A 24,752-nucleotide genomic window follows, 5' to 3' on the forward strand; every position below is an offset into this window, starting at 1 on the left:
TTCAGGGGTCGCCCGGCCCTGAGGTGCTCATTTTCACAGGCGCCACAGGTCTTGACCCCTGTACGATGAAGGCAGACCTTGATCGAACCAACTCTGCCTGATGCAGAGCTGGCGCGACCGTATGGCGGCCGGGACACCTCCTGCAGCGGACTCCGGCATCTACCGCAGCACGCGCAAGAGGACAGCTCTCGGCGCCCCCCGCACGGGCGCGCCACCAGGCGGCAGAAAGGCACGGGCCGTGGCATCCACGGTCACCACCGAGCCGTCGAAGGACTCGTCGGCCTCCGCCCGCCCGGGATACGGGCCATTGCTGCGCACCCGCGGCGCCTGGACGTTCCTGCTGCCCGGCTTCGCGGCCCGCCAGCCGTTCGCGATGCTCACCATCTCCATCGTGCTGCTGGTGCAGCACACCACCGGCTCGTACGGCGCGGCCGGCGCCGCGGCGGCCGTCACCGGCGTCTCCATGGCTCTGTGCGCGCCCTACAGCGGCCGCCTCGCCGACCGCTACGGGCAGCGCGCGGTGCTGGTCCCCGGCGTTCTCGTGCACACGCTGTCGGGCCTCACCTTCACCGCGCTCGCCCTCTCCCACGCACCGCTGTGGGCGCTGTTCGCGGCCGCGGTGCCCACGGGCGCCTCGGTGCCGCAGATCGGGCCCATGGTGCGGGCCCGCTGGGGCGTCACGCTGAAGGGCTCGCCCCTCATGACGACCGCGGCGGCCTTCGAGTCCGTGACCGACGAGCTGACCTTCGTCTTCGGCCCGCTCCTGGCGACCGCCCTGTGCACCGCCGTGAACCCGGCCGCCGGTCTGATCACCGAGGCCTCGCTGACCCTGCTCGGCGGCCTGCTGTTCGCCGCGCAGAAGAGCACCCAGCCCCAGGTCGCCGTGCCTGGGCATGCGCGCGTGGAGCACGCCTCGGCGCTGCGCGTCCCCGGTGTGCGCGTGCTGATCGTGGCCTTCCTGGGCATCGGCGCCGTCTTCGGCGGCATGCAGGTCTCGCTGGCCGCGTTCACCGAGTCCATCGGCGAGCCCGGCCTGAACGGCGTCCTGTACGGGACCTTCGCCGCGGGCAACATGCTCTCCGGCCTGGTCTGCGGCGCGATCGCCTGGAAGACGGCCCCGCAGCGGCGTCTGGTCGTTGCCTACGGCGCGCTGGCGCTCGTCGCCTCCGGGCTGTGGGCCGCGCACTCGGTGCTCGTCCTCGCGGGCCTGGGCCTTCTGGTCGGCATGTGCATCGCGCCCGCGCTGATCACCGGCTACACACTGGTCGAGGGCCTGGTCCCGGCCGGGGCACGCACCGAGGCGTTCACCTGGCTGACCGGCGCTGTCGCGCTCGGGCAGGCGACCGCCGTCACGGTCGCCGGACAGCTGGAGGACCGCTTCTGGGGCGGCGCCGGTTTCCTGGTGCCGATGGGCGGCACCGTTCTGGCCCTGGCGGTCCTGCTGGCGCTGCGTTCGCGGCTCGCCGCACGCCCGCGTGGCCGTACCGTCGCACGTGGCGTCGGTCACCGCGCGCCGGTGACAGTGGACTGATCCCCGGGAATGCGTCAAGATAGACCGTCGTTAGCACTCACTGAGTGAGAGTGCCAGGAGGAAGACAGTGCCGACCTACCAGTACCAGTGCACCGAGTGCGGCGAGGGCCTCGAGGCGGTGCAGAAGTTCACCGACGACGCTCTGACCGAGTGCCCCAACTGCGGTGGCCGCCTCAAGAAGGTGTTCTCCGCGGTCGGCATCGTCTTCAAGGGCTCCGGCTTCTACCGCAACGACAGCCGCGGCTCGTCCTCGAGCAGCTCGCCGGCGTCCGCGTCCGCGAAGTCGTCGACATCCGGCTCGGAGACGAAGTCGTCGAGTTCGACCTCGTCGTCCTCGGACTCGAAGTCGTCGAGCACCGGCACCTCGGCGGGCAACAGCTCCGCCGCGTAGGCCCCCTGCTGAAGGGGCCCTCTCTTTACGGCCTCACACGGGACCCTGTCGTCATCCGGCGACGGGGTCCTTCGGCGTTCCTCGAGAGCGTCTGGCGTACGGCTCAGGCAGGACGAGCGTGCGACTAGGGTGCGACGCATGGCGAACATGGCGAACGCAGAGATCGGTGTGATCGGCGGCTCCGGTTTCTACTCGTTCCTCGACAACGTGACCGAGCTCCAGGTCGACACCCCCTACGGGCCGCCCAGTGACTCCCTCTTCCTCGGCGAGATCGCCGGCCGGCGGGTCGCCTTCCTGCCCCGGCACGGACGCGGCCACCATCTGCCGCCCCACCGGATCAACTACCGGGCCAACCTGTGGGCACTGCGCTCGCTGGGGGTGCGCCAGGTTCTCGGCCCGTGCGCAGTGGGCGGTCTGCGCCCCGAGTACGGGCCCGGCACGCTGCTCGTGCCCGATCAGCTGGTCGACCGTACGAAGTCGCGGACCGGGACGTACTTCGACGGACTGCCCCTGCCCGACGGCACGGTGCCCAACGTGGTGCACGTGTCCCTGGCCGACCCCTACTGCCCCACCGGACGCTCGGCGGCCCTGAAGGCGGCGCGCGGCCGGGAGTGGGAGCCGGTGGACGGCGGGACGCTGGTCGTGATCGAGGGGCCGAGGTTCTCCACCCGGGCAGAATCGTTGTGGCACCAGGCGCAGGGCTGGTCGGTGGTCGGCATGACGGGCCATCCGGAGGCCGCGCTCGCCCGTGAACTCGAGCTCTGCTACACGTCGTTGACCCTGGTCACCGATCTGGACGCGGGCGCCGAGAGCGGTGAGGGCGTGTCGCACGAGGAGGTCCTGCAGGTGTTCGCGGCCAACGTGGACCGGCTGCGGGGCGTGCTGTTCGACGCGGTGGCCGCGCTGCCTGCGAACGGGGCACGGGACTGCCTGTGCACGAACGCGCTGGGCGGGATGGACCCGGGGTTCGAGCTGCTGTAACGGGAGTCGGCGTAGCGGTAGTTAGCGCTTTCCGCGGGAGGGCGGGGGCGGAACTCATCGTTCGGGTGAGGGAGTTGTCCACAACCCGTGGGTAGTCCACCGGCTCCGGCGAGCGGCGGCGCGAGGCCTCATCGTGGCTCCGCAAGCCCGTCCCTCGTCGCAGGTGGTGATCCCGTGTCCCTTCCTCCCCCTCCTCTTTCTTCCTCTGCTCCCCCTCCGTTCGCCTTCCCACCGGTGTCGGAGCCGCGTCCGCCGGGGGCGGAGGCCCCTGCCACGCGCGAGGTGCCTCCTTTCGACCCTGTGCGGGTCCGCCACGGGTGGTACCGACTGGGGTCGTCGGGCCGGCTGGGCCGGCTCGTGCGGAGTCGACGGCGGGCCCTCGCGCTCGGCCTCGCCGTCACCGCCGCGGGGCTCGTCGCGGCCGGCCCGCAGAACAGCGATCCGGCGCGCGGACATCCCGGCGAAGGCTCGCAAGCCCGCGCGCACGGGCCGGTTCGCGCCCCTGCGCCGGGTCCTGCCGTTGTACAGAAGGTGACAGCGCCGGTGCGGATCGCCGACGCGGCCACCGTCCGGCTGCTGCGCCCCGGTGACCGGGTCGACGTCATCGCCGTCGAGGAGAGCCTGCCGGGCAGCGTGGGCGGTGACGCCCGGGTGGTCGCACGTGGGGCGCTCGTGACCGAGGTGCCGGAGCCGCTGGACGCCTCGGGCGCCTCGCTCGACACCGCGGACGGTGGCGCGCTGGTCGTCCTGTCCGTGCCCCGCTCCACCGCGGCACGGCTGGCGGGAGCGAGCGCGACGGCTCGGTTGGCGGTGACCCTGTGGTGAAGTCAAGTCCCTCGTTCAAGCTACCGAATTGGACACGCCCGCCTCGGGGTGACGTAGGTTGCGGAACTGTTTGTTCCACAACCTGTACATGCGAGGAGTGTCCCCCAGGTGAGCGAAAAGAAGGTGAGCGTCTGGCAGGGCTTCAAGGCCTTCCTGATGCGCGGGAACGTCGTCGATCTGGCAGTCGCGGTCGTGATCGGCGCGGCCTTCACGAACATCGTCAACGCGGTGGTGAAGGGGATCATCAACCCGCTCATCGGAGCGGTCGGCACGAAGAACCTGGACAGCTACAGCTCCTGCCTCAAGGGGCCCTGCACGGGGACGGGCGACAGCGCGACGGGCGTTCGGATCCTGTGGGGCTCGGTCCTCGGCGCGACCCTCACCTTCGTGATCACCGCGGCGGTCGTCTACTTCCTGATGGTGCTGCCCATGTCGAAGTACCTGGCGAAGGTGGAGGCCCGCAGGAAGGCCAAGGAGGGCACCCAGGAGGTCTTGGAGGTGACCGAGCTGGAGGTGCTCAAGGAGATCCGCGACGCGCTGGTCGCCCAGCGGGGCTCGGGCCACAGCGAGCGGTAACGAGCCTGCTCGGGGCCTTGCGGACGGTGTTCCGCGGGGCCCGCGAGGCCGTCCGGACCTGCCGGAGGGCCGCCGCCCGGGTTCAGATGTGGTGGGGCGGCTTCTCGTCGAGGAAGCGCTTGAGGTCGGCGGCACCGTCACCGGCGGCGGCCGGTCGCTCGCCCCACCCGCGGTCGGTGTCGTCCGAGGACTGCCGGTCCAGCGGGTCGTCGAAGATCAGCGCGGCCTTCGGGTCGCGCGGCTCGGGGGTGGAGGGGGTGCTCATGCCTCCAGGGTACGGTCCCGGCAGCCGCCCGGATCAGGGCCGCAGGCCCCGCCGCCCGGCCGTCGGGCCGCCCGGGCACCCCGCGCAAGCCATTCCGACGGATATCTGCTGTGCTGGGACTCATGACGTCCCGCACACCTCCGCCGACACCTCCGCCCGGCACCCCCGCGCCCGGCACCGCCCCTGCCCCCGATCTCTCGCACAGACGACCGCTGCGCAGTCTCACCGCGCGCGGGCGGGACGAGGTGCACCGGGTCGCGACGCCGCTGGAGCTCTTCTTCGACCTGTGCTTCGTCGTGGCCATCGCCCAGGCGGGCATCCAACTGGTGCACGCGGTGGCGGAGTCCCACGCGGGCGAGGGAATCCTCAACTACGCGATGGTCTTCTTCGCCATCTGGTGGGCCTGGATGAACTTCACCTGGTTCGCCTCGGCGTACGACAACGACGACAGCCTCTACCGGGTCGTCACGCTGATACAGATCGGCGGGGTCCTGGTGCTCGCGGCCGGGGTCTCCCGGGCGTTCGAGGAACAGCAGTACGTCGCCGTCGTACTGGGCTACGTCATCATGCGAGTGGCGCTGTCCTCACAATGGCTACGCGTCGCCCTGTCGACCGAAGGCGCGGAGCGGACGATGGCGCTGCGGTACGCCGGCGGCGTGCTGCTCTGCCAGCTCGGCTGGCTGGGACTGCTGATCGCGCCCGAGGGCGCCAAGGCCTGGCTGTTCCTGATGATGGCGGTGCTGGAGATGTGCGTGCCGCCCTACGCGGAGCGGGACCACCCGACGTCCTGGCATCCGCATCACATCGCGGAGCGCTACGGGCTGTTCACGATCATCGTGCTGGGCGAGACGATCGCGGCGGCCACGATCGCCGTGAAGTCCGCCCTCGACGAGAGCGACGCGCTGGGCGATCTGCTGCCGATCGCGGTGGGCGGACTGCTGATCGTCTTCGCCGCTTGGTGGATCTACTTCGTGGTGCCCATCCATGGGCATCTGCGCTCCAACAAGCAGGCGTTCCTCTGGGGCTACGGGCACTACATCGCCTTCGCCTCGGCTGCCGCGATCGGTGCGGGACTGGAGGTGGCGGTCGAGCAGGCGATCGGCAAGGCCCACCTCTCCGTACTCGCCGCGTCGGCGGCCGTCACCCTGCCCGCGGCGCTGTTCCTGCTGACGGTCTGGTTGCTGCACGCCCGCCACTTCAAGGTCGGCCTGGCCCAGCAGCTGGTGCTGCCCGTCACCGCGCTGCTGGTGATCTGCTGCACCTTCCTGGGCGAGTGGGCGGTCCTCGCGGCCGGCCTGGTGTCGGCGCTGGCGGTGGCGACCGGCACGACCCTGACGGCGCGCATGGTCGCGCGCGAGTCGCGGGAGCTGCGCGCGTCGCAGGAGTCGCCGAAGTCACCCGAGCCGCCGGAGTCCCCGGAGTCCCCGGAGTCGCCAGAATCCCTGGAGTCCCCGGAGTCCCCGGACAACGAGGCGGGGGCTTCGAGCACGGCCGTGTGACACGGGGTGAGAGCACCGCGCGCGGAGCCAGTCGGGCGAGACTGGTTCCCATGACAGTTGACGCTCTGACGGACGTCGCCGGCGTGCGGGTCGGCCACGCCACCCGCACCGGCGACGGTTGGCTCACCGGCACCACGGTCGTCCTCGCGCCCGAGGGCGGCGCGGTGGCCGCCGTGGACGTACGTGGCGGCGGTCCCGGCACCAAGGAGACCGACGCGCTGGATCCGCGCAACCTGGTGCAGCGGGTCGAGGCGATCGTGCTGACGGGCGGCAGCGCCTATGGGCTCGACGCGGCGTCCGGTGTGATGGCCTGGCTGGAGGAGCAGGGGCGGGGCGTCCCCGTCGGCCCGGACCCGACGCACGTCGTGCCGGTGGTGCCCGCCGCCTGCGTCTTCGATCTGGGGCGCGGTGGCGACTTCCGGGCCCGCCCGGACGCCGCCACCGGCCGGGCGGCCGTGGAGGCGGCCGCGGCGAGCGAGCCCGGCGCGCGGGTGCGGGAGGGATGCGTCGGCGCCGGGACGGGCGCGGCGGTCGGGCTGATGAAGGGCGGGGTGGGCACCGCCAGTGTCGTTCTCGACTCGGGGATCACGGTGGCCGCGCTGGTGGTGGCCAACGCCGTGGGGTCGGTGCTGGAGCCGGAGACGGGGGTGCTGTACGGGGAGCTGTTCCAGGGGCGCGTGACGTATCCGGAGGCGCAGGTGCACGAGGCCGCGCGCCGGCGGCTCGTCGAGAGCGCGGCGAACAGCGCGCCCGCCCCGCTGAACACGACGCTCGCCGTGGTCGCCACCGACGCGGACCTGTCGAAGGCGCAGGCGCAGAAGCTGGCGGGCACGGCGCACGACGGGATCGCGCGCGCCGTGCGGCCGGTGCACCTGCTCCACGACGGCGACACGGTCTTCGCCCTGGCGACGGGCGCGCGCCCGCTCGACCCCGGCCACCCGCTCGCCCTGAACGACATCCTCGCCGCGGGCGCGGACATGGTGACCCGCGCGATCGTACGGGCCGTACGCGCCGCCGAGTCGGTGGAGGGGCCGGGCGGGAAGTGGCCGTCGTACGAGGAGTTGTACGGGACTTCGTGACGCGGGAGCCCCCGACCGGGGAGGGGGTTTGTCGCGGTTCTGTCACGTGATGGTGTGAAGGGCGCCCGGAGGGAACCCGACCGGCCGTCCGATCCCTCTTTCTCCACGTACTGGAGCGGATCACTCACATCACACGAAGCTGGAGCAGCCCGTGACAACGGCGGACAAAGCAGCGCGACGAGCAGTGGGAGCCTGTGCCGTCCTGGTGGTCGGCGCCCTGACCCTGACCGCCTGCGGAGGCAGTGCCAACGCCAAGGACGACGACGCCAAGGGCGGTAAGGCCACGGCCAAGACGTCCACCGCGAAGATCGTCATCTCGGCGAAGGACGGTTCGACGGGCGCGTCGATCAACACGACCGGCGTGAAGGTGAGCGACGGCCGGCTCACCGACGTGAAGATGACGGTGGCCGGGTCGGGGGAGGCCGTCGAGGGCTCCCTGTCGGCCGACGGCAGCACCTGGAAGCCGAAGGAACAGCTCGAGCGCGGGACGAAATACCAGATATCGGCGACCGCGAAGGACTCGAGCGGTAAGACCGCGGCGGCCAACTCGATCTTCACGACGGTCACTTCGGCCAACAGCTTCATCGGCACGTACACGCCGGACAACGGCACGACGGTCGGCGTCGGGATGCCGGTGTCGTTCACCTTCGACAAGGCCATCGGCGACAAGAAGGCCGTGCAGTCGCACATCACGGTCACCTCCAGCAGCGGCCAGCAGGTGGTGGGGCACTGGTTCGGGGAGCAGCGGCTCGACTTCCGCCCCCAGGAGTACTGGAAGGCCGGCTCCAAGGTCACGATGAAGATCGACCTGGACGGCGTCGAGGGCGCGAACGGCGTCTTCGGGGTGCAGAAGAAGACGGTCAGCTTCACCATCGGGCGCTCCCAGGTGTCCACGGTGGACGTGAACACGCAGACCATGACGGTGGTCCGGGACGGGCAGACGCTGAAGACGGAGCCGATCTCGTCGGGCAGCGCGGAGCACACGACGTACAACGGGCAGATGGTGATCTCCGAGAAGTTCACGCAGACGCGGATGAACAGCCGGACGGTCAATCTGGGCGGGGAGTACGACATCCCGGACGTGCCGCACGCGATGCGTCTGACGACGTCCGGGACGTTCATCCACGGCAACTACTGGTACAACAAGAGCAATCCGCCGTTCGGCCGGGAGGGCACCAGCCACGGCTGCGTCGGACTCGCGGACGTCCAGGGCGCGCAGGGCGACACGCCCGCCAAGTGGTTCTACGACAACTCGCTGATCGGCGACGTGGTGATCGTCAAGAACTCCCCGGACAAGACAGTGGCCCCTGACAACGGGCTGAACGGCTGGAACATGACGTGGGCGGAGTGGACCGCCGGGAGCGCGGTCTGATCGCCCGGGCCGGCGGACATCGCCTTCGACCGGCCCTGACCGGCGATTTCTGACCGGACGTCGGACCGCGCGGGAACTTTTCGCGCGGCTCCCGCGTTTTCCCCGACGTACGTTTTCTCGGTTCCCGGACATGATGTCCGACCGAGGGGCTACGGTATGCACCCACAAGGTGACATGCAGCAACGCCGGGAGAAACCTTGAGCGTTCCGTACGAGACAACAGCGTACGAACCAGCCGAGTCGCCCGAGTCTCCGGAGGAGCACCTCGCGCGGCTGCTCGGTCGCGCCCTGAACTCGTTCGAGCTGCCCGACGAAGCACTGCGGCGGCTGGACTGCGCACTGGCCCACGACAGCTCCCTGCACTCCGCGCACCACAGCGCGGGCCTGCACCGGGAGACCTACCGGCACACCTGGCTGCTCGCCGACGGCTGCGCGCTCACGCTGTGGGAGCTCGTGCACAACACCGCGCCGGGCAGCGAGCCGCAGCACGAGGTGTACGTCGACGAGGAGGAGCTGCGCGCCGCCACGGCCCGGCTGCCGCTGCCGTCGGACACTCCGGACTTCGAACTGCCGGTACTGGTGCAGCTGTCGCCGGTCCCCGCGCCCCGCCATGTGTACGTGCCGGACGACTCGGCGGATCACGCGCGCCGGCTGCTGCGCCGCGCGGAGAACCCCGACCCGCCCGACGCGGACACGGCGACGCTGCTGAAGTCGGCGTTCGCGCACCAGATCACCCAGGCCTTCGGCCGCCCCTGCCGGGCGGGCCGTATCGGCCTCGGTTACTCGCTCTACGAGCACGCGTTCCTGCTGCGCGACGGCCGGGAGATCTCCCTCTGGGAGGTTGAGCACACGGCGACGCCGGACGGGCGGCACATGTGCGAGGTGTACGTCTCCGAGGCCGCGGCCCGGGGCGCGATGGAGCGCCGGGCGGCCCAGGTCTCCTGAGGCCTTCCAGGACGCCTGGGGCACCTCTGAGGGGCTCCGCACGCGCCACGGTCCGGGACTTCCGTCCCGGACCGTGGTGCGTGTCAGCAGCGCCTCAGACCGACGCCGGCGCAGAGTTCACGCGCGTCACGCGGCCACCGGCTGCTTCGTCTCCGGCGCCGTGGCGGTCTCGGCCGCTTCCGCGGCGCCTGGTTCCGTGGCGCCGGGGACCGGCTTGCGCATGCCCTTGAGGACGATGACCACGGCCGTCGTCACGCACACGCCCGCCGCGATGGCGACCAGGTACAGGAACGGGTTGCCGATCAGCGGGACCACGAAGATGCCGCCGTGCGGAGCGCGCAGCGTCGCGCCGAAGGCCATCGACAGGGCCCCGGTGACCGCGCCGCCCGCCATCGAGGCCGGGATGACGCGCAGCGGGTCGGCCGCGGCGAACGGGATCGCGCCCTCCGAGATGAAGGAGGCGCCCAGTACCCAGGCGGCCTTGCCGTTCTCGCGCTCGGCGGAGGTGAAGAGCTTCTTGCGGACGACGGTCGCCAGCGCCATGCCCAGTGGCGGGACCATGCCCGCGGCCATCACCGCGGCCATGACCTTCATCGCGGAGTCGCTGGGGTCCGTGACGGCGATGCCGGCCGTGGCGAAGGCGTACGCGACCTTGTTGACCGGGCCGCCGAGGTCGAAGCACATCATCAGGCCGAGCAGCACGCCGAGCAGGATGGCGTTGGTGCCGGAGAGGCCGGCCAGCCAGTCCGTCATGCCCTTCTGGGCCTCGGCGATGGGCTTGCCGATCACCACGAACATCAGGAAGCCGACGATCAGCGAGGAGATCAGCGGGATCACCACGACCGGCATGATGCCGCGCAGCACCGGCGGGATCTTGATCCGCTGGATCGCCAGGACGACACCACCGGCGAGCAGACCGGCGGCCAGACCGCCGAGGAAGCCCGCGGCGATGTTGGAGGCGATCATGCCGCCGACGAAGCCGGGCACGAGACCGGGCCGGTCCGCCATGCCGTACGCGATGTAGCCGGCGAGGACCGGGATGAGGAAGCCGAAGGCGACCCCGCCGATCTGGAATAGCAGCGCTCCCCAGCTGTCGACCTGGGTCCAGGAGAAGTGCTCCATGACCGAGGGCGCCTTGTTGATCTCCCAGCCGCCGATCGCGAACCCGAGGGCGATCAGCAGACCGCCCGCGGCGACGAACGGGACCATGTAACTGACGCCGGTCATCAGCCACTTGCGCAGCTTGGTGCCGTAGCTGTCGCCGGACTCGCCGGCCCGCTCGACCGGCGTGCCGCCGTCCTTGGCCGCCGCGCTCACCTCACCGCGCGCCGCCTTCGCGCGCACGTCGGTGATCAACTCGGCGGGCCGGTTGATGCCCGCCTTCACGCCGACGTCCACGGTGGGCTTGCCGGCGAAGCGGTCCTTGTCGCGCACGGGGACGTCGTGGGCGAAGATCACGCCGTCCGCCGCGGCGATGACGGCCGGGTCGAGCCGGGTGAAGCCGGCCGAGCCCTGCGTCTCGACGACCAGTTCGACGCCCGCGTCACGGCCCGCGTTCTCCAGGGACTCGGCCGCCATGTAGGTGTGGGCGATGCCGGTCGGGCAGGAGGTGACGGCGACGATCCGGAAGGGGCGGTCGCCGCCGTCGGGGGCGTCCGGGGTCGTGGTGGCCGTGTCGGCGTCGGCGGAGGCCGCCGCCGACGCCGACACGGAGTCCTGGGAGACCGACTTGGCGGCCGCAGCCGCAGCGGCCGGCTCCTCGTCGCCGCGGATCAGGGCCGCAGCGGCCGCCGCGTCGCCGACCGAGCGCAGCGCTTCGGTGAACTCGGCGTTCATGAGCTGCCGGGCCAGGGACGACAGGATCGTCAGGTGGGCGTCGTCCGCGCCGGCCGGGGCGGCGATCAGGAAGACCAGGTCGGCGGGGCCGTCCGCGGCGCCGAAGTCGATGCCGGCGGCGCTGCGCCCGAAGGCGAGCGTCGGCTCGGTGACGTGCTCGCTGCGGCAGTGCGGGATGCCGATGCCGCCGTCGAGGCCGGTGGGCATCTGGGCCTCACGGGCGGCCACGTCGGCGAGGAAGCCGTCCAGGTCGGTCACCCGGCCCAGGGCCACCATGCGCTCGGCGAGGGATCGCGCCGCCGCTTCCTTCGTTTCGGCGGACAGGTCGAGATCGACCAGGTCCGCGGTGATCATGTCGCTCATCGCGGGCTCCTTCGCACGCGTATCGCCCGGGGCGTGGGGTGGTGGGCGAGGGTGGTGACGGGGACGGGGGTGGAGATGGAGGTGGGGACAGGGAGGGGGGTGGGGACGGAGGCGCAGTGGGGGGTCGCGGGGGCGCCGAGTAACGAGAGGGACGTCATGACACCGGCTCCTTCAGTTCGCGGTCCACCGGCACCTCCGCCGTGACCGTCACCGCCGCCGGCTCCAGGTCGTCCGGGGTCGGCATCACGCTGCCGGGCAGTTGGACGGCGGCCGCGCCATGGGCGACCGCCGAGGCGAGCGCCTGCGGGCCGCTGCCGCCGGCGATGAGGAAGCCGGCGAGCGAGGAGTCGCCCGCTCCCACATTGCTGCGGACGGCGTCGACGCGCGCGCTCGCGAACCAGGTGCCCGTGTCCGAGACGAGCAGCTGCCCGTCGGCGCCCAGGCTGGCGAGGACGGCGCGGGCGCCCATCCCCCGCAGTTCCTCGGCCGCCTTCATCGCGTCGCCCACGGTCGCCAGGGGGCGCCCGACGGCCTCCGCGAGCTCCTCGGCGTTCGGCTTCACCACGTCGGGCCGCTCGCGCAGCGCTTCGAGCAGCGCGGGCCCCGAGGTGTCCAGCGCGATGCGCGCACCCCCGGCGTGCGCCCGCGCGACGACCTCTGCGTACCAGGAGGGCGCGAGCCCCCGGGGCAGGCTTCCGCAGCAGGCGATCCAGTCGGCGTCGCGCGAGTGCTCGCGCACCGTCTCCAGGAGCAGTTCCTGCTCCTCCGGGGAGAGTTCGGGCCCGGGCGCGTTGATCTTCGTCAGGACGCCGTCCGATTCGGCGAGCGCGATGTTCGAGCGGGTGGCTCCGGCGACCGGGACCGGCGCGACCTCGATGCCCTGGGCGTCGAGCAGATCGGCGACGAGCGCGCCCGGCGCACCGCCCAGGGGCAGGACGGCGACCGTGCGCCGTCCGGCGGCCGCGACGGCGCGCGAGACGTTGACGCCCTTGCCGCCCGGGTCCATCCGCTCGCCGGTGGCGCGGATGACCTCGCCGCGGTCGAGGGACGGAACCTCGTAGGTGCGGTCGAGAGACGGGTTGGGGGTGACGGTGAGAATCACGCCGCCCGCGCCGTTCCTGCTCGTGTCCGCACTGTTCACGCTCGCATCGGCGCTGTTCCTGCTCGTGTCCGCGCTGTTCATGCTCGTGCCGCTCATGTCGATGCCGCTCATGCTCGTCCCGCTCATGTCCGTGCCGCTCATGCTCGTACTACTTCCGTGCCGCCGCGCTCGATGGCGGCCGCGTCGTCGGGGCTCAGTCCGCTGTCGGTGATCAGCAGGTCCACGTCGCTCAGGTCGCCGAAGCGGGCGAAGTGCTCCTGCCCGTGCTTGGCGGAGTCGGCGAGCAGCACCACGCGGCGCGCTGCCGCGATGGCCGCCCGCTTCACCGCGGCCTCGGCGAGGTCGGGGGTGGTCAGCCCGTACTCGGCGGAGAAGCCGTTGGCCGCGAGGAACAGGACGTCGGCGCGGATCTCGCCGTAGGCGCGCAGCGCCCAGGCGTCCACGGCGGCGCGCGTACGGTGCCGCACGCGCCCCCCGACGAGGTGGAGCTGCATACCGGGGTGGTCCGCGAGGCGGGCCGCGATGGGCAGGCTGTGGGTGACGACGACGAGCTCGGCCTCCAACGGGAGAGCCGCCGCCAGCCGGGCGACCGTCGTGCCGGCGTCGAGGATCATCGTGCCCTCGGACGGCAGTTCCGTGAGGGCCGCCTTGGCGATGCGGTCCTTCTCGTCGGTGGAGGTGCCCTCACGTTCGGCGAGGTCCGGTTCGAAGTCGAGGCGTCCGGCCGGTATGGCACCGCCGTGGACGCGGCGCACCAGGCCGGCGCGGTCGAGGGCCTTCAGGTCGCGGCGGATGGTCTCCGCGGTGACCTGGAACTCCTCGGCCAGCGACAGGACGTCCACCCGGCCGCCCTCACGGGCGAGCCGCAGGATCTCCTGCTGCCGCTCCGGTGCGTACATGTCCGTTCTCCTCCGGCCTGTCCGAGCTTCATGCCCGAAATTGTGGTTTCGACAGGGAGGCTACGCCTGCATTTCCGGAAAGTAAACAGGTTCGGACGCGATTCGGGCACGAACGGACTTCATCACGGACGCCGGGAGCTCAGCCGAAGATCGCCGGACCTGCCGAAGGGCCCGTCACCGGTGCGATGACGGGCCCTTCGGCGGGAGCGACGAGCTGCGGCTCAGCCGACGAGCTCGCGCTCCCGCCCCGCGGAGGAGTCCTCCGAAGGGTCCTCGGAGGGGGCCGCCTCCGAGGAGTCCATGGCGCCCTCCACATGCTGGGCCGGCCGCTTCGGCAGCGCGAACATCAGCAGGAAGATGGCGAACATCACCAGGGCCACCCAGCCCAAGGCGTGCTGGAAGGCGTCCACGAAGGACGGGCCCACCTCGGCCGGGGTCAACTGGTCGTCGATCTGCCCGAAGAAGACGACCGCGACCAGGCCGAGGCCGAGCGCGTTGCCCATCTGCTGGACGGTGTTGATGAGACCGGACGCAGAGCCGGCGTGCTCCCGCGGCACCTCCGACAGCACCGCGTCCGTCAGCGGAGCGAAGATCAGACCCATGCCGAGGCCCATCACGACCAGCGGAAGCGCCATCTGCCAGGGCGCGATGCCGAGGCCGTAACGCTCTGACTCCCAGATGTAGAGCAGCACGCCGACGGTCATGGTCAGGGCGCCCGCCTGGAGCACCTTGCGGCCGAAGCGCGGAACCAGCTGCTGCACGGACATCCCGGCGGCCACCGAGACCGCGATCGAGAACGGGACCCCGGTCAGACCGGCCTTCAGCGGACTCCAGCCCAGACCGGTCTGCATGTACAGCGTCCAGACCAGGAAGAACACCCCGAGACCGACCCCGAAGACGGTCTGCACGGCGACGCCCGCCGCGAAGCTCCGCACCCGGAAGAGGGAGAGCTCGATCAGCGGCGAGCCGTCCCGCGCGCCCTTGCGCCGCTCGTACGCGACCAGCGCCCCGAACACGCCGAGCGCGCCCGCCATCGACACGTACCCCCACACCGGCCAGCCCAGCTCGCGGCCGCGGGTGAGCGGGTAGAGCAGCATGAGCAGTCCGAGCGTGACCAGGACGACGCCGACGAGGTCCAGCTTCAGGGCCTTCGGCGCCTTGGACTCGGTGATGAAGCGGCTGCCGAGGATCAGGCCCGCGATGCCGACCGGCAGGTTGATGAGGAAGATCGGCCGCCACTCCAGCCCGAACAGGTTCCACTCCGTCAGCAGCGCGCCGAGGAGCGGACCGGAGACGGCGCCCAGCCCGACGATCGCGCCGAAGAGCCCGAACACCTTGCCCCGCTCGTGCGCCGGGAAGGTGGCGTGCACGATCGACAGCACCTGGGGGACCATCAGCGCCGCCATACCGCCCTGGAGGATCCGCGAGGCGACCAGCATCTCCGGGTTCGCGGCGAAGCCGCACAGCGCGGAGGCGACGGTGAAGCCGCCGATGCCGACGAGGAACAGCCGCTTACGGCCGTGGATGTCGCCGAGCCGCCCGCCGGTGATGAGCCCGGCGGCGAAGGCGAGCGCGTAACCGGCGGTGATCCACTGGATCTGGCTCCAGGAGGCGCCCGCGTCCTTCTGGATGGAAGGGATGGCGATGTTGACGATCGTGACGTCGACGAGGTCCATGAAGGCCGCGGTCATCACGATGGCGAGCGCGAACCAGCGGCGACGGTCGCCTGGTGCCACCTGCGTCGTCTGAGTCGCCTGTGTGGTGAGAGGGATGGACGGGGTCTCGTTGGAGGTCTCCGTGGAGGTCATGGTGTGACAGTAGGATCGCAGTAGGTCAGTTCATGTCCTAGTGGTGCGGCATTCTCGGATGCATGACGACGGACACTCCGGCTCGGCTGCTGCAACTCCTCTCCCTCCTCCAGACGCCCCGCGAATGGCCCGGCGGCGAGCTCGCCGACCGCCTCGGGGTGTCCCGCCGCACGGTCCGGCGGGACATCGACCGGCTGCGCGAACTCGGGTATCCCGTGCAGGCGACCATGGGCTCGGACGGCGGCTACCGGCTGGTCGCCGGCAAGGCGATGCCGCCGCTCGTGCTCGACGACGAGGAGGCGGTGGCGATCGCCGTCGGTCTGCGGGCGGGCGCGGGGCACGCGCTGGAGGGCGTCGACGAGGCGTCCGTACGGGCCCTCGCCAAACTGGAGCAGGTGCTGCCGGCCCGGCTGCGCCACCGCGTCTCCACCCTCCAGGCCGCGACCACACCGCTGACCAGCGGGGACGGCGCGAGCATCGCCCCCGAGACGCTGACCGTCATGGCGTCGACGGTGGCCGGGCGGGAGCGGTTGCGCTTCGCCTATCGCGCCAAGGACGGCACGGAGTCGCGACGCGTGACCGAGCCGTACCGACTCGTGTCGACGGGCCGACGGTGGTACCTCGTGGCGTACGACCTCGACCGCGAGGACTGGCGGACCTTCCGCGTCGACCGGGTCCGCGACCCCTTCGCCACCGGGGCCCGCTTCACTCCGCGCGAGCTGCCGACGGGGAGCGCGGCGGAATACCTCCGGCGGTCCATCCAACGGCGCCCGGACGCACGCGAGTACGCATACGACGTCACGTTCGAGGCGCCGGCGGAGTTCGTGGCGGCGCGGCTGCCGGCGTGGCTGGGAACGCCGGTTGCGGATCCTGAGATCCCGGGGACCCCTGGCGAGAACGGCGGCAGCGGGTGCCGGCTGCGAGGGTCGACCAGCGATCCGGTCGAGTGGGTGGCGATGCGGTTCGCAATGCTCGGGTGCGAGTTCTCGATCCGGGGGCCGGCGGAACTGGCGGAGTACGCACGGGAATTGGGCGGGCGGTTGCAGCGGGCGGGAACGGCTCTTGAAGGTCCGTCATGACCCCGGAATTTCGCACAACGCACGTCGCAGACTCCTGCTCCTGCCACTTTTGGGCGAGAGCGGCTGCTGCGACCCGATCGGCTTCTCAGGGCCTCCGTCCGGCCCTGTTCGGCTTGGAACTGCTCTGAGTGTTCGGTCCTGCCCGGTCGGGCTGGTCGGGAGGTCACTGCGTCTGCTTGCGGGTCTGCTTCACCTCCTGATCAACGGCCCAGGCGTCGGCGACCGGGCCGAGGTGGCCGAGCTTGTCGGGGTTGATGACCGAGCGGATGGTCTGGATCTGCCCGTCGAGCACGTCGAGGGCGAGGATGTGGAGGACCTTGCCGTCGCGGTCGCGGAAGAGCGCGCCCGGCTGGCCGTTGACCTCGTGCGGTTCGAACGTGATGTCAACCCGCGCCATCAGCGGGTAGACAGTGGCGAGGAGCCTGGCCACGTTCTCGGCGCCGGCGACGGCCCTGGCCAGCTGCGGGGCCTTGCCGCCGCCGTCCCCGACGAGCTGGACATCGGCCGACAGCAGACTCCGCAGTCCGTCCACGTCTCCCTGCGCCAGAGCCTCGAAGAACCGCCTCGCCAGCTCCTGCCGCTCCTGGCGGTCCGCTTCGAAGCGGGGCCGTCCCTCGTTCATGTGGCGGCGTGCCCGTACGAGCAACTGCCGGCACGCCGCCTCCGAGCGTCCCACCGCCGCGGCGATGTCGTCGAAGCCGAAGGCGAAGACCTCCCGCAGCACGAACACCGACCGCTCCAGCGGGCTGAGCCGCTCCAGGAGGAGCAGCGCCGCCATCGACACCGAGTCGGCCAGCTCCGCCGCGCGGGCCGGGTCCTGGTAGGGATCGTCCAGCAACGGCTCGGGCAGCCACGGTCCGACGTACTCCTCCCGCCGCACCCGGGCGGAGCGCAGTACGTCGATGGCGATCCGGGTCACCGTGGCCGACAGGAACGCCTTGACCGACACCGGCCGGGTGGTCGAGGCGTCGTTGCGGAGCCAGGTCTCCTGCACCGCGTCCTCCGCCTCGCCCACACTGCCCAGGATCCGGTACGCGATCGAGAACAGCAGCGGCCGCAGCTCCTCGAACTCCTCGACCTTGCCCATGCCGACTCCCCCTTGCGGTCCGAGTGCCCGGCCGGACCCGCGCCGACGAGGCATCTTTCGAAGATCATCCGATGTGTGAGCGGAGCGGCCGAAGCTCGCACCGCGACCGACCTGATGGCAACCTTGATCATGGCGTCCCGGCCCCGGCAGGCCTGACCCGGGCCAGGGCGCGGTGGCGGTTCAGTGGAACTGGCCGACCCGGTAATCGCCGGCCGGCTGCTGGGTGATGATGTTCAGCCGGTTCACCGTGTTCATGAACGAGACCAGCAGCACGAGGGCCGTGAGCTGATCCACGTCATAGTGCTGGGCGGCGCGCTCCCACACCTCGTCGCTGACCCCGGTGGCCGCGTCCGCGACCCGGGTCCCCTGCTCCGCCAACGCGAGCGCGGCGCGTTCGGCCTCGGTGAAGACCGTCGCCTCCCGCCAGGCCGCGATCAGGTTCAGCCGCACCGGGCTCTCGCCGGCCGCGGCGGCTTCCTTGGTGTGCATGTCGATGCAGACCGCGCAGCCGTTGATCTGGCTCACACGCAGCGCCACCAACTCCTGCGTCGTGGCTGACAGCGGCAATTCCTTCAGCTCCCGGCCGGCCGACATGAAGTACTTGAGTGCCTTGCCGGTGGTCGGGTTGGCGAAGTAGTTCAATCGCGCGTCCATCGTGTGCTCCTCCACGTTCGTCGATGCCTTCACCCCCGAGACGAGACGGCCCTGACTCCTGTGACATGGCGCGGCATGACCCATGTCTCTCCGCTGTCCGGGTTCGGGCATGTCACAGGCCGAGTCGCCGCCTCGTCCCGGGTGCGGAAGTCCTCGATCAGGGAGTTTGACGATGAACGTCGCGCTGTGGATCATCGCCGGAGCGCTCGCCGCTGTCTGCCTGGTGGGCAGCTCAAAGATGTTCGTGCCGCAGGAGAAGCTGGCCGCGATGGGCTCCTCTGCGCAGTGGGTCCTGGAGTTCAGCCCCGGCACTCTCAAGGCCATCGGCGCCGTCGGCGCCGTCGAGCTGCTGGCTGCGGTCGGCCTGATTCTGCCCGCGGTGCTCGACATCACGCCGGTGCTGGTGCCGCTGGCCGCGACCGGACTTGTCCTTCTGTTCGCCCGCGCGGTCACCATGCGTCTGCGCCGTGGCGAGAAGGCCACGATCGTCGGCGACCTGGTCTACGTCGCCCTGGCCGCCTTCGTCGCATGGGGCCGTTTCGGTCCCATGCCCTTCACCGGCTGACCACCCCGCCGGCACTCGGCTCAGTCCTCCTGGCCATCGTCGCAATCGTCGAGCTCGGGGCCGTCCGGGTCGCGCAGCGGACGCAGCGGACGCAGCGGGCGCAGCGGGCGCAGACCCTGGCGCAGGGCGGAAGGGGTGAAGCTGTAGCGGCCCAGGGCGTTGAGGTTCTTGACCTTCAGCGGGGAGAGGCGGGCGACATCCGCATCGCTGATCTCCTGGCCCTCGGCACGCAGCTGGGCGACCTGGGCAACCGCGGCCTCGATGCACCGCCCTCGCGGCCGAACATCCGCAGCAGGTCATAGGCCCGCACCTGGTTGGCGACCAGGGACCGGCGAGGCGCAGCATGTCCTCCCCGTGTGTGGTCACCTTCTTCAGGTTCACCTTGTTGTCGCGGGCGAGGGCGTCCAGCGGCCCGTGGCCGCCGGTCTCGGTCCCGTCCGTCTCCGCTGTCGTCGATCTCCCGCTTCAGCAGCGGCTTCCTGGACACCTGGCGCCGGCTGAGAGCGGGCAGGCCTTTGACCTCGGCCAGGGTCCGCTCCCCGGCCGGAGCCGCGCCGAGCATCTTGGTGTCGCCGAGCAGCGACAGGAACGGGCGCACCGTGTTGTAGCGGTCGGCCGGCGCCTCGCGTACCGCGATGTCCGTCGAGTCGTCGTCCTCCGGCACCAGGCTTGCCACCGTGATCGCGGCGCTCAGAAATTCCACCGGCACGCGGCGGAGCCAACCAGCCACCACGACAGAGCGTAGATCTTTGGCCGAAGCTCCCCGCGAAACAGATCACCCGTGCCAATGGACCACCGCACGCCGACCAAGATCGTTCTCGGCGCCAACCGCCGTACCAATGTTCCAAGACCCCAGATAGTGTGGCGCCGGGCCGTGCGGCACACAGGATTCGGGGTGGACGGTGATCGACGAGGCGGCTGCGACCGCGTGGTGGGAGGGCCTGCCGGCCGGACTCCGTGACGAGGTCGACGGGTACGTCCTCCAGGACTCCCTCCTCCAGGCGATACGGACCCTTTGGGAGATCGGCCGCAACGATGGGATCGGGCTGAACGACGCCCAAGACATCGTCTCCGACCGCTGTCGCCACTACCGGGATCGGATCGCCCGCACCCCGGACAGTCCTCTCGATCTGGAGTCCTTGGCCCGCCGGGCTGCCGGTTGCCCGGGGCGCGTCGTGGCGATCGAGGCAATCTGGGACGGCGATACCGTCCACGACTGGTTCGTGCGCCTGCTGGCGCTCACCGTGGACCCCGAGGGCGAACGCGCGCTGGCCACCGTCTACTGGTCCGGGGCCAAGCGGTACCTGGGCGAGGACGAGGCGGCCAGCCGGTGGCACCCGTCGGCCGCGGCCGCCGAGCGGGCGGGGAGGGCCCTGGCCGACCACCTGTCGGTCCCCTTCCACTTCGCCAGCCCCGACACCCCGGACGACGAGGCTCCCCGCTGGCGGCCGTGACCGGCGAGGCGTCCGCTCAGCAGGAGATCGTCGTCATCGACCCCAGGGCCGATCAGACACAGATCCAGCAGTACAGCCGTTACCCGCGCCGCTGTGCGCCGCGGGCGAGTCGGGGTGCCGTTGACGAACTTGTTGAATAGGAGAGCCCACCAGTACCCCAGCCCGTTCTCCGTGTCCCCCGCGCCTTCTCCGCCTCCCCCCGCCCCCCCGCCTACTCCGTGGGCCTTGCTTCCCACGCGAACCCCCGCAGGGTCCGCAGGTTCTGCATCGCCAGTTCTGCCGGGCCCTGCGGACCGGTGGGAGCGGTGTCGGTCGCCGCCCAGCTCTCGACCGCGACCCGAACCGCGGCACTGGCCACGGCTGCGGTGAAGCGCTGATGCGGGGAGGCGACGTCGTCGGACGCGGGGGCTTCGGAAGCGGGAGCACCGGACGCGAGGGCTTCGGAAGCGGGAGCGCCAGGCGCGAGGGCGTCAGGAGAGATGGCGTCGGGCGCGAGGTTGCTCGGTGCCGCGTCCGTCCCGGTGGCGCGGGCCCGTTGCGTCAGGATCTCCGCGAGGGTGGTTTCCGAGGTGTGGCAGACCTCCGCCCAGACCTTGCCGAGGGCCGGGCTGGTTCCGGCCAGTCGGATCAGGGTGCGGACCCATTCCCAGGACGCCGCCGACACCCCGCCGCCGGGGACGAGCGTGTGCCGCACTGCGTGTTCCAGGGCCTGCGGAACGGGCAGTTCGGCCGGCGCCTCGCGTACCGCTTCCGCCCAGCGCTCGGCGCCCGCCGCGTAAAGAGGCGCGACGGCCTCCTCCTTGGTCGCGAAGTACCGGTAGAACGTGCGCGGGGCGATGCCCGCCGCTTGGGCGATGTCCTCGGCGCGGGTGGCCCTCAGGCCACGGCTGACGAAGAGGCCGGCCGCCGCCCGGGCGATCTCCATACGGGTCGCCGCTTTGCGCCGCTCGGTCAGCGAAGCCGAGGCGGGCGTGGAGGTGGAGCTGATCACGTCGGCAGGCTATGCCCATGTGGCACAATCTGCCATTCGGGCGGGCCACCCCGTGGTTCAGGTACGGGGTGGCCCGCCCACCGAGCGTGCCCGCACGCCCTGCCCTGCGCCGGACGGGCCGTGTGCGCCCGCAACCCCTCACCGGGGGACGGTCAGGGGCCGTCCAGGGGCAACCGGGGGACGACCGGAGGAGAAGAGAGCCGAGCCCCGGCGCCTGGGGGGAGAGGCACCGAAGCCCGGCTCGGGAGAGTCCCGGCGCCGGGGGGATGTGCGTCGGGACTTGGCTCATGTTGTGTCGGGAGGAACCTGGCTCCTGTGGGGCAGGGATCTCGGGGAGGACTACCGGGTCCGATCGCCCCCGAACTCCCGCGCCGACCCGAACTCCCGTGCCCAGAAGTCTTGTTCCCGCGCTCCTGCTGATTGAAGCGGCGTTCCCACGCCATGTTTGCGCGGCCCACCGCCACCCGGCGCACGCGGGCGGAAACCGCGCCGCGAGCCACCGGAAGCCCACCGGGGAAGCGCACCCGCTCCCCCGCGCGAAGCCCACCTCTCTCCGCGGCCCGGGCAACCAGCGCACGCCGCTCCCGCCCCGGGCCCAGCCGACCGGACCGCCCGGGCCGACCGGACCGCCGGGCCGACCACCTCGCCCTGCCCGCCCTGCCCGCCCGGTCCACCTGGCTCGCCCGGCCCCGGTAACCGCTACGCCGCCGCCTCGAAGCCCGTGTCGCGGGCCAGCTTCTTCAGTTCCAGCAGGGCGTGCTTCTCGATCTGGCGGATGCGCTCCCGCGTCAGACCGTGCTCCTTGCCGACCTCGGTCAGGGTGCGCTCGCGCCCGTCGTCGATGCCGTACCGCATCTTGATGATGGAGGCCGTGCGCGGGTCGAGGCGGTCGATCAGGCCGTCCAGCTCCTCGCTGCGCAGCAGGGTCATGACGGACTGTTCCGGCGAGACCGCGGAGGTGTCCTCCAGCAGGTCGCCGAACTGGGTCTCACCCTGGTCGTCCACCGCCATGTTGAGCGAAACCGGGTCGCGGGCCCAGTCCAGGACGTCAGTGACCCGCTCCGGGGTGGAGCCGAGCTCGGTCGCGATCTCGACGGGCTCCGGGTCGCGGCCGTTCTCCCGGTTGAACTCGCGCTGCACGCGCCGGATCCGGCCGAGCTCCTCCACGAGGTGGACGGGCAGGCGGATCGTGCGCGACTGGTCCGCTATCGAGCGGGTGATGGCCTGACGGATCCACCAGGTCGCGTACGTGGAGAACTTGAAGCCCTTGCGGTAGTCGAACTTCTCGACGGCGCGCACCAGGCCGGCGTTGCCCTCCTGGATCAGGTCGAGGAGGGGAAGCCCGCTGCGGGGGTAGCGGCGGGCGACCGCGACGACCAGACGGAGGTTGGACCGGATGAAGACGTCCTTGGCCCGCTCGCTGTCGGCGACCAGGGCCTCGAGCTCCGCACGGGAGGCGTCCGCCCTGGACTCCTCGTCGCCGTCGAGGACCTGCTGTGCGAACACACCCGCCTCGATGATCTGGGACAACTCGACTTCCTTGGCGGCGTCGAGCAGCGGTGTACGCGCGATCTCGTCGAGGTACATGCCGACCAGGTCGCGGTCGGCGATCTCGCCGCCATGGGCGCGAACACTGCGGGCCGCGACGCTCGTCTCGCCGGTGGCGGACTTGCGACGGGCGACGGCACGGGTTGCCATGCGTGCTCCCTTGCGATGGAGGTTCAGCGGGTGGCCCTTCGGACGCCCGGCACTCTCGGAGTTCTCAGGAGTTCCCAGGAGTTCTCGAACCTCTCGGAACTTCTGAACTCTTCTCGTGTGCCCTGCATCCGATGGAAACAACGACTGGAATCAGGACAGAATTCCCAACCCGCACCCCGATTTTTGTGATCATGCAGTACCCTGTCCGACCACGCGAGGAGACGTGATGTCGTCGGAACGTACAGAAGTGCAGGTCAGGCCGGGAATCGAGGGTGACCTCGAAGCCCTTACGAACCTCTACAACCACTATGTACGTGAGACGCCCATCACATTCGACACCGTGACGTTCAATCCGGAAGAGCGACGTCCTTGGCTGCTCTCCCACCCTGAAGACGGCCCGTACCGCCTGATGGTTGCCACAGAAACGGACTCACAGGACATCCTGGGGACCTCACAGGAAATCCTGGGTTACGCCACATCCAGCCCGTTCCGGCCCAAGGCGGCCTACTCCACCTCGGTGGAGGTGACGGTCTACGTCGCCCCGGACGCCGGCCGGCGCGGCATCGGCACGCTCCTCTACGAGGCGCTCTTCGCGGCACTGGCGGACGAGGACGTGCACCGCGCGTACGCGGGCATCGCGCAACCGAACGAAGCGTCCGCGCGGCTGCACGAACGCTTCGGTTTCCGGCACGTCGGCACGTACCGCGAGGTGGGCCGCAAGTTCGGCCGCTACTGGGACGTGGCCTGGTACGAAAGGGAGCTGTAGCAGGCCGCCGCCGGTCGGGCCCGGCCCGTCAGCCGAACTGCACCGACCGCTTCGCCATCCCCATCCAGAACCCGTCGATCACCGACTTCTGCGCGTCCAGCTCGCCGGACATCTCCGCCGCGCCCATGGTCACGAAGAGCGGGGCGAAGTGCTCGGTGCGCGGGTGGGCGTACCGGCCGGCCGGGGCCTTGTGGAGGAAGTCCAGCAGGCCGTCCCAGTCGCGGGCCTCGAGCGCGCGCCGGCCCCAGTCGTCGAACTCCGAGGACCAGGTCGGCACGCCCGGGCCGGTGTGCCGCAGTGCGGCCAGGTTGTGGGTGAAGAAGCCGGAGCCGACGATCAGGACGCCCTCGTCGCGCAGCGGCGCGAGCTTGCGGCCGATCTCCATCAGCTTCACGGGGTCGAGGGTCGGCATGGAGATCTGGAGCACCGGGATGTCGGCGGCCGGGAACATCTCGACGAGCGGGACGTAGGCGCCGTGGTCGAGTCCGCGGTCGGGGATGTCCTGGACGGGGATGCCCGGGGCGCGCAGCAGCTTGCGCACGCTGTCGGCGAGCTCCGGTGCGCCGGGAGCGTCGTACTTCACCTGGTAGTAGTGCTCGGGAAAGCCCCAGAAGTCGTAGACCAGGGGGACCGGGTCGACGGCGCCGAGGGCGAGGGGGGCCTCCTCCCAGTGGGCGGAGACCATGAGGACGGCCTTGGGGCGGGGCAGGTCCGCGGACCAGGCGGCGAGTTCACCCGGCCAGACGGGGTCGTCCGCGAGCGGCGGGGCGCCATGACTGAGATAGAGCGCGGGCATGCGTTCCTGAGGGAGGGCGCGCTCCTGAGCTACGGCGGACATGGCGACGACTCCTTCCGGGACCTCGGCCCCTCACTCCGATCACACCAGGCACTTCAAGCACTTCAAGCACTTCAAGCACTTCAGACCACTCCGGGCACTTCAAGTACTCCAGGCGCTCCAGGCACTCCAGGCACTCCAGGCACTTCTGT

The 24,752-nt window shown here is 71.0% G+C and carries 23 protein-coding genes and 1 pseudogene; 13 read left to right on the top strand and 11 right to left on the bottom strand.

The features are described from left to right. Positions 1-238 precede the first annotated feature (238 nt). The 5 genes from AB0J04_RS01455 to mscL all read left to right on the top strand — a co-directional run bounded on the left by AB0J04_RS01455 (position 239) and on the right by mscL (position 4,304). Complete coding sequence (locus tag AB0J04_RS01455) at positions 239-1,531, top strand: MFS transporter (RefSeq protein WP_363166316.1); 1,293 nt, start codon at positions 239-241, stop codon at positions 1,529-1,531. Between the two features lie 67 nt (positions 1,532-1,598). Beyond that, positions 1,599-1,922: an FmdB family zinc ribbon protein gene (locus AB0J04_RS01460; protein ID WP_363166317.1), complete on the top strand. Its 324-nt coding sequence runs from the start codon at positions 1,599-1,601 to the stop codon at positions 1,920-1,922. A 138-nt stretch (positions 1,923-2,060) separates the two neighbouring features. Next, on the top strand, positions 2,061-2,903 hold the full coding sequence (locus AB0J04_RS01465) for an S-methyl-5'-thioadenosine phosphorylase (RefSeq protein ID WP_363166318.1): 843 nt from the start codon (positions 2,061-2,063) through the stop codon (positions 2,901-2,903). A gap of 234 nt (positions 2,904-3,137) precedes the next feature. Continuing rightward, positions 3,138-3,728: an RcpC/CpaB family pilus assembly protein gene (locus AB0J04_RS01470; protein WP_363166319.1), complete on the top strand. Its 591-nt coding sequence runs from the start codon at positions 3,138-3,140 to the stop codon at positions 3,726-3,728. Positions 3,729-3,836: 108 nt separating this feature from the next. Next, positions 3,837-4,304 (top strand): large conductance mechanosensitive channel protein MscL, encoded by a 468-nt coding sequence (gene mscL, locus AB0J04_RS01475; RefSeq protein ID WP_363166320.1) that lies wholly within the window; start codon positions 3,837-3,839, stop codon positions 4,302-4,304. An 82-nt stretch (positions 4,305-4,386) separates the two neighbouring features. Here the strand turns inward: mscL and AB0J04_RS01480 are convergent, their stop codons facing one another. Continuing rightward, complete coding sequence (locus AB0J04_RS01480) at positions 4,387-4,569, bottom strand: hypothetical protein (protein ID WP_363166321.1); 183 nt, start codon at positions 4,567-4,569, stop codon at positions 4,387-4,389. A gap of 122 nt (positions 4,570-4,691) precedes the next feature. Between AB0J04_RS01480 and AB0J04_RS01485 the strand changes: the two genes are divergently transcribed. The 4 genes from AB0J04_RS01485 to AB0J04_RS01500 all read left to right on the top strand — a co-directional run bounded on the left by AB0J04_RS01485 (position 4,692) and on the right by AB0J04_RS01500 (position 9,463). Further along, positions 4,692-6,068 carry a low temperature requirement protein A gene (locus AB0J04_RS01485; protein ID WP_363166322.1) on the top strand — a complete coding sequence of 459 codons (1,377 nt, stop codon included), beginning with the start codon at positions 4,692-4,694 and terminating at the stop codon, positions 6,066-6,068. Positions 6,069-6,118: 50 nt separating this feature from the next. Continuing rightward, positions 6,119-7,147: a P1 family peptidase gene (locus AB0J04_RS01490; RefSeq protein WP_363166323.1), complete on the top strand. Its 1,029-nt coding sequence runs from the start codon at positions 6,119-6,121 to the stop codon at positions 7,145-7,147. 151 nt (positions 7,148-7,298) lie between these two features. Continuing rightward, positions 7,299-8,519 carry an Ig-like domain-containing protein gene (locus AB0J04_RS01495; RefSeq protein WP_363166324.1) on the top strand — a complete coding sequence of 407 codons (1,221 nt, stop codon included), beginning with the start codon at positions 7,299-7,301 and terminating at the stop codon, positions 8,517-8,519. 197 nt (positions 8,520-8,716) lie between these two features. Further along, complete coding sequence (locus tag AB0J04_RS01500; protein ID WP_363166325.1) at positions 8,717-9,463, top strand: DUF6227 family protein; 747 nt, start codon at positions 8,717-8,719, stop codon at positions 9,461-9,463. A gap of 126 nt (positions 9,464-9,589) precedes the next feature. On the opposite strand, the gene AB0J04_RS01505 is transcribed toward AB0J04_RS01500, so the two are convergent. The 4 genes from AB0J04_RS01505 to AB0J04_RS01520 all read right to left on the bottom strand — a co-directional run bounded on the left by AB0J04_RS01505 (position 9,590) and on the right by AB0J04_RS01520 (position 15,354). Next, positions 9,590-11,662, bottom strand: a complete 2,073-nt coding sequence (locus tag AB0J04_RS01505; protein WP_363166326.1) for a fructose-specific PTS transporter subunit EIIC — start codon at positions 11,660-11,662, stop codon at positions 9,590-9,592. A 154-nt stretch (positions 11,663-11,816) separates the two neighbouring features. After that, on the bottom strand, positions 11,817-12,764 hold the full coding sequence (gene pfkB / locus AB0J04_RS01510) for a 1-phosphofructokinase (RefSeq protein WP_363166360.1): 948 nt from the start codon (positions 12,762-12,764) through the stop codon (positions 11,817-11,819). Between the two features lie 137 nt (positions 12,765-12,901). Then, on the bottom strand, positions 12,902-13,663 hold the full coding sequence (locus tag AB0J04_RS01515; protein ID WP_363166327.1) for a DeoR/GlpR family DNA-binding transcription regulator: 762 nt from the start codon (positions 13,661-13,663) through the stop codon (positions 12,902-12,904). Positions 13,664-13,884: 221 nt separating this feature from the next. Then, positions 13,885-15,354 (bottom strand): MFS transporter, encoded by a 1,470-nt coding sequence (locus tag AB0J04_RS01520; RefSeq protein ID WP_363166361.1) that lies wholly within the window; start codon positions 15,352-15,354, stop codon positions 13,885-13,887. Positions 15,355-15,533: 179 nt separating this feature from the next. On the opposite strand from AB0J04_RS01520, the gene AB0J04_RS01525 reads away from it, so the two are divergent. Then, on the top strand, positions 15,534-16,550 hold the full coding sequence (locus AB0J04_RS01525) for a YafY family protein (protein ID WP_363166328.1): 1,017 nt from the start codon (positions 15,534-15,536) through the stop codon (positions 16,548-16,550). Positions 16,551-16,713: 163 nt separating this feature from the next. On the opposite strand, the gene AB0J04_RS01530 is transcribed toward AB0J04_RS01525, so the two are convergent. After that, a complete protein-coding gene (locus AB0J04_RS01530) occupies positions 16,714-17,637 on the bottom strand; it encodes an RNA polymerase sigma-70 factor (protein WP_363166329.1) in 924 nt (307 codons plus the stop codon). 180 nt (positions 17,638-17,817) lie between these two features. Further along, the gene (locus AB0J04_RS01535) at positions 17,818-18,291 is read right to left on the bottom strand and encodes a carboxymuconolactone decarboxylase family protein (RefSeq protein ID WP_363166330.1); all 474 of its coding nucleotides are present in this window, start codon (positions 18,289-18,291) and stop codon (positions 17,818-17,820) included. Positions 18,292-18,463: 172 nt separating this feature from the next. Between AB0J04_RS01535 and AB0J04_RS01540 the strand changes: the two genes are divergently transcribed. Further along, positions 18,464-18,856: a DoxX family protein gene (locus tag AB0J04_RS01540; protein ID WP_363166331.1), complete on the top strand. Its 393-nt coding sequence runs from the start codon at positions 18,464-18,466 to the stop codon at positions 18,854-18,856. A 20-nt stretch (positions 18,857-18,876) separates the two neighbouring features. Here AB0J04_RS01540 and AB0J04_RS01545 read toward each other — a convergent pair. Beyond that, a pseudogene (locus AB0J04_RS01545) lies at positions 18,877-19,291 on the bottom strand (hypothetical protein); the annotation flags it as partial. A 467-nt stretch (positions 19,292-19,758) separates the two neighbouring features. Here AB0J04_RS01545 and AB0J04_RS01550 point away from each other — a divergent pair. Continuing rightward, positions 19,759-20,310 (top strand): hypothetical protein, encoded by a 552-nt coding sequence (locus AB0J04_RS01550; protein ID WP_363166332.1) that lies wholly within the window; start codon positions 19,759-19,761, stop codon positions 20,308-20,310. Positions 20,311-20,521: 211 nt separating this feature from the next. On the opposite strand, the gene AB0J04_RS01555 is transcribed toward AB0J04_RS01550, so the two are convergent. Then, a complete protein-coding gene (locus tag AB0J04_RS01555; RefSeq protein WP_363166362.1) occupies positions 20,522-21,235 on the bottom strand; it encodes a TetR family transcriptional regulator in 714 nt (237 codons plus the stop codon). A 765-nt stretch (positions 21,236-22,000) separates the two neighbouring features. Next, positions 22,001-22,999, bottom strand: a complete 999-nt coding sequence (locus AB0J04_RS01560; protein ID WP_363166333.1) for a sigma-70 family RNA polymerase sigma factor — start codon at positions 22,997-22,999, stop codon at positions 22,001-22,003. Between the two features lie 226 nt (positions 23,000-23,225). Between AB0J04_RS01560 and AB0J04_RS01565 the strand changes: the two genes are divergently transcribed. Next, positions 23,226-23,765 (top strand): N-acetyltransferase family protein, encoded by a 540-nt coding sequence (locus tag AB0J04_RS01565; RefSeq protein ID WP_363166334.1) that lies wholly within the window; start codon positions 23,226-23,228, stop codon positions 23,763-23,765. A 28-nt stretch (positions 23,766-23,793) separates the two neighbouring features. Here the strand turns inward: AB0J04_RS01565 and AB0J04_RS01570 are convergent, their stop codons facing one another. Then, on the bottom strand, positions 23,794-24,603 hold the full coding sequence (locus tag AB0J04_RS01570; RefSeq protein WP_363166335.1) for a class III extradiol ring-cleavage dioxygenase: 810 nt from the start codon (positions 24,601-24,603) through the stop codon (positions 23,794-23,796). Positions 24,604-24,752 lie beyond the last annotated feature (149 nt).

Source organism: Streptomyces sp. NPDC050263 (assembly GCF_040655955.1).
GTDB lineage: Bacteria > Actinomycetota > Actinomycetes > Streptomycetales > Streptomycetaceae > Streptomyces.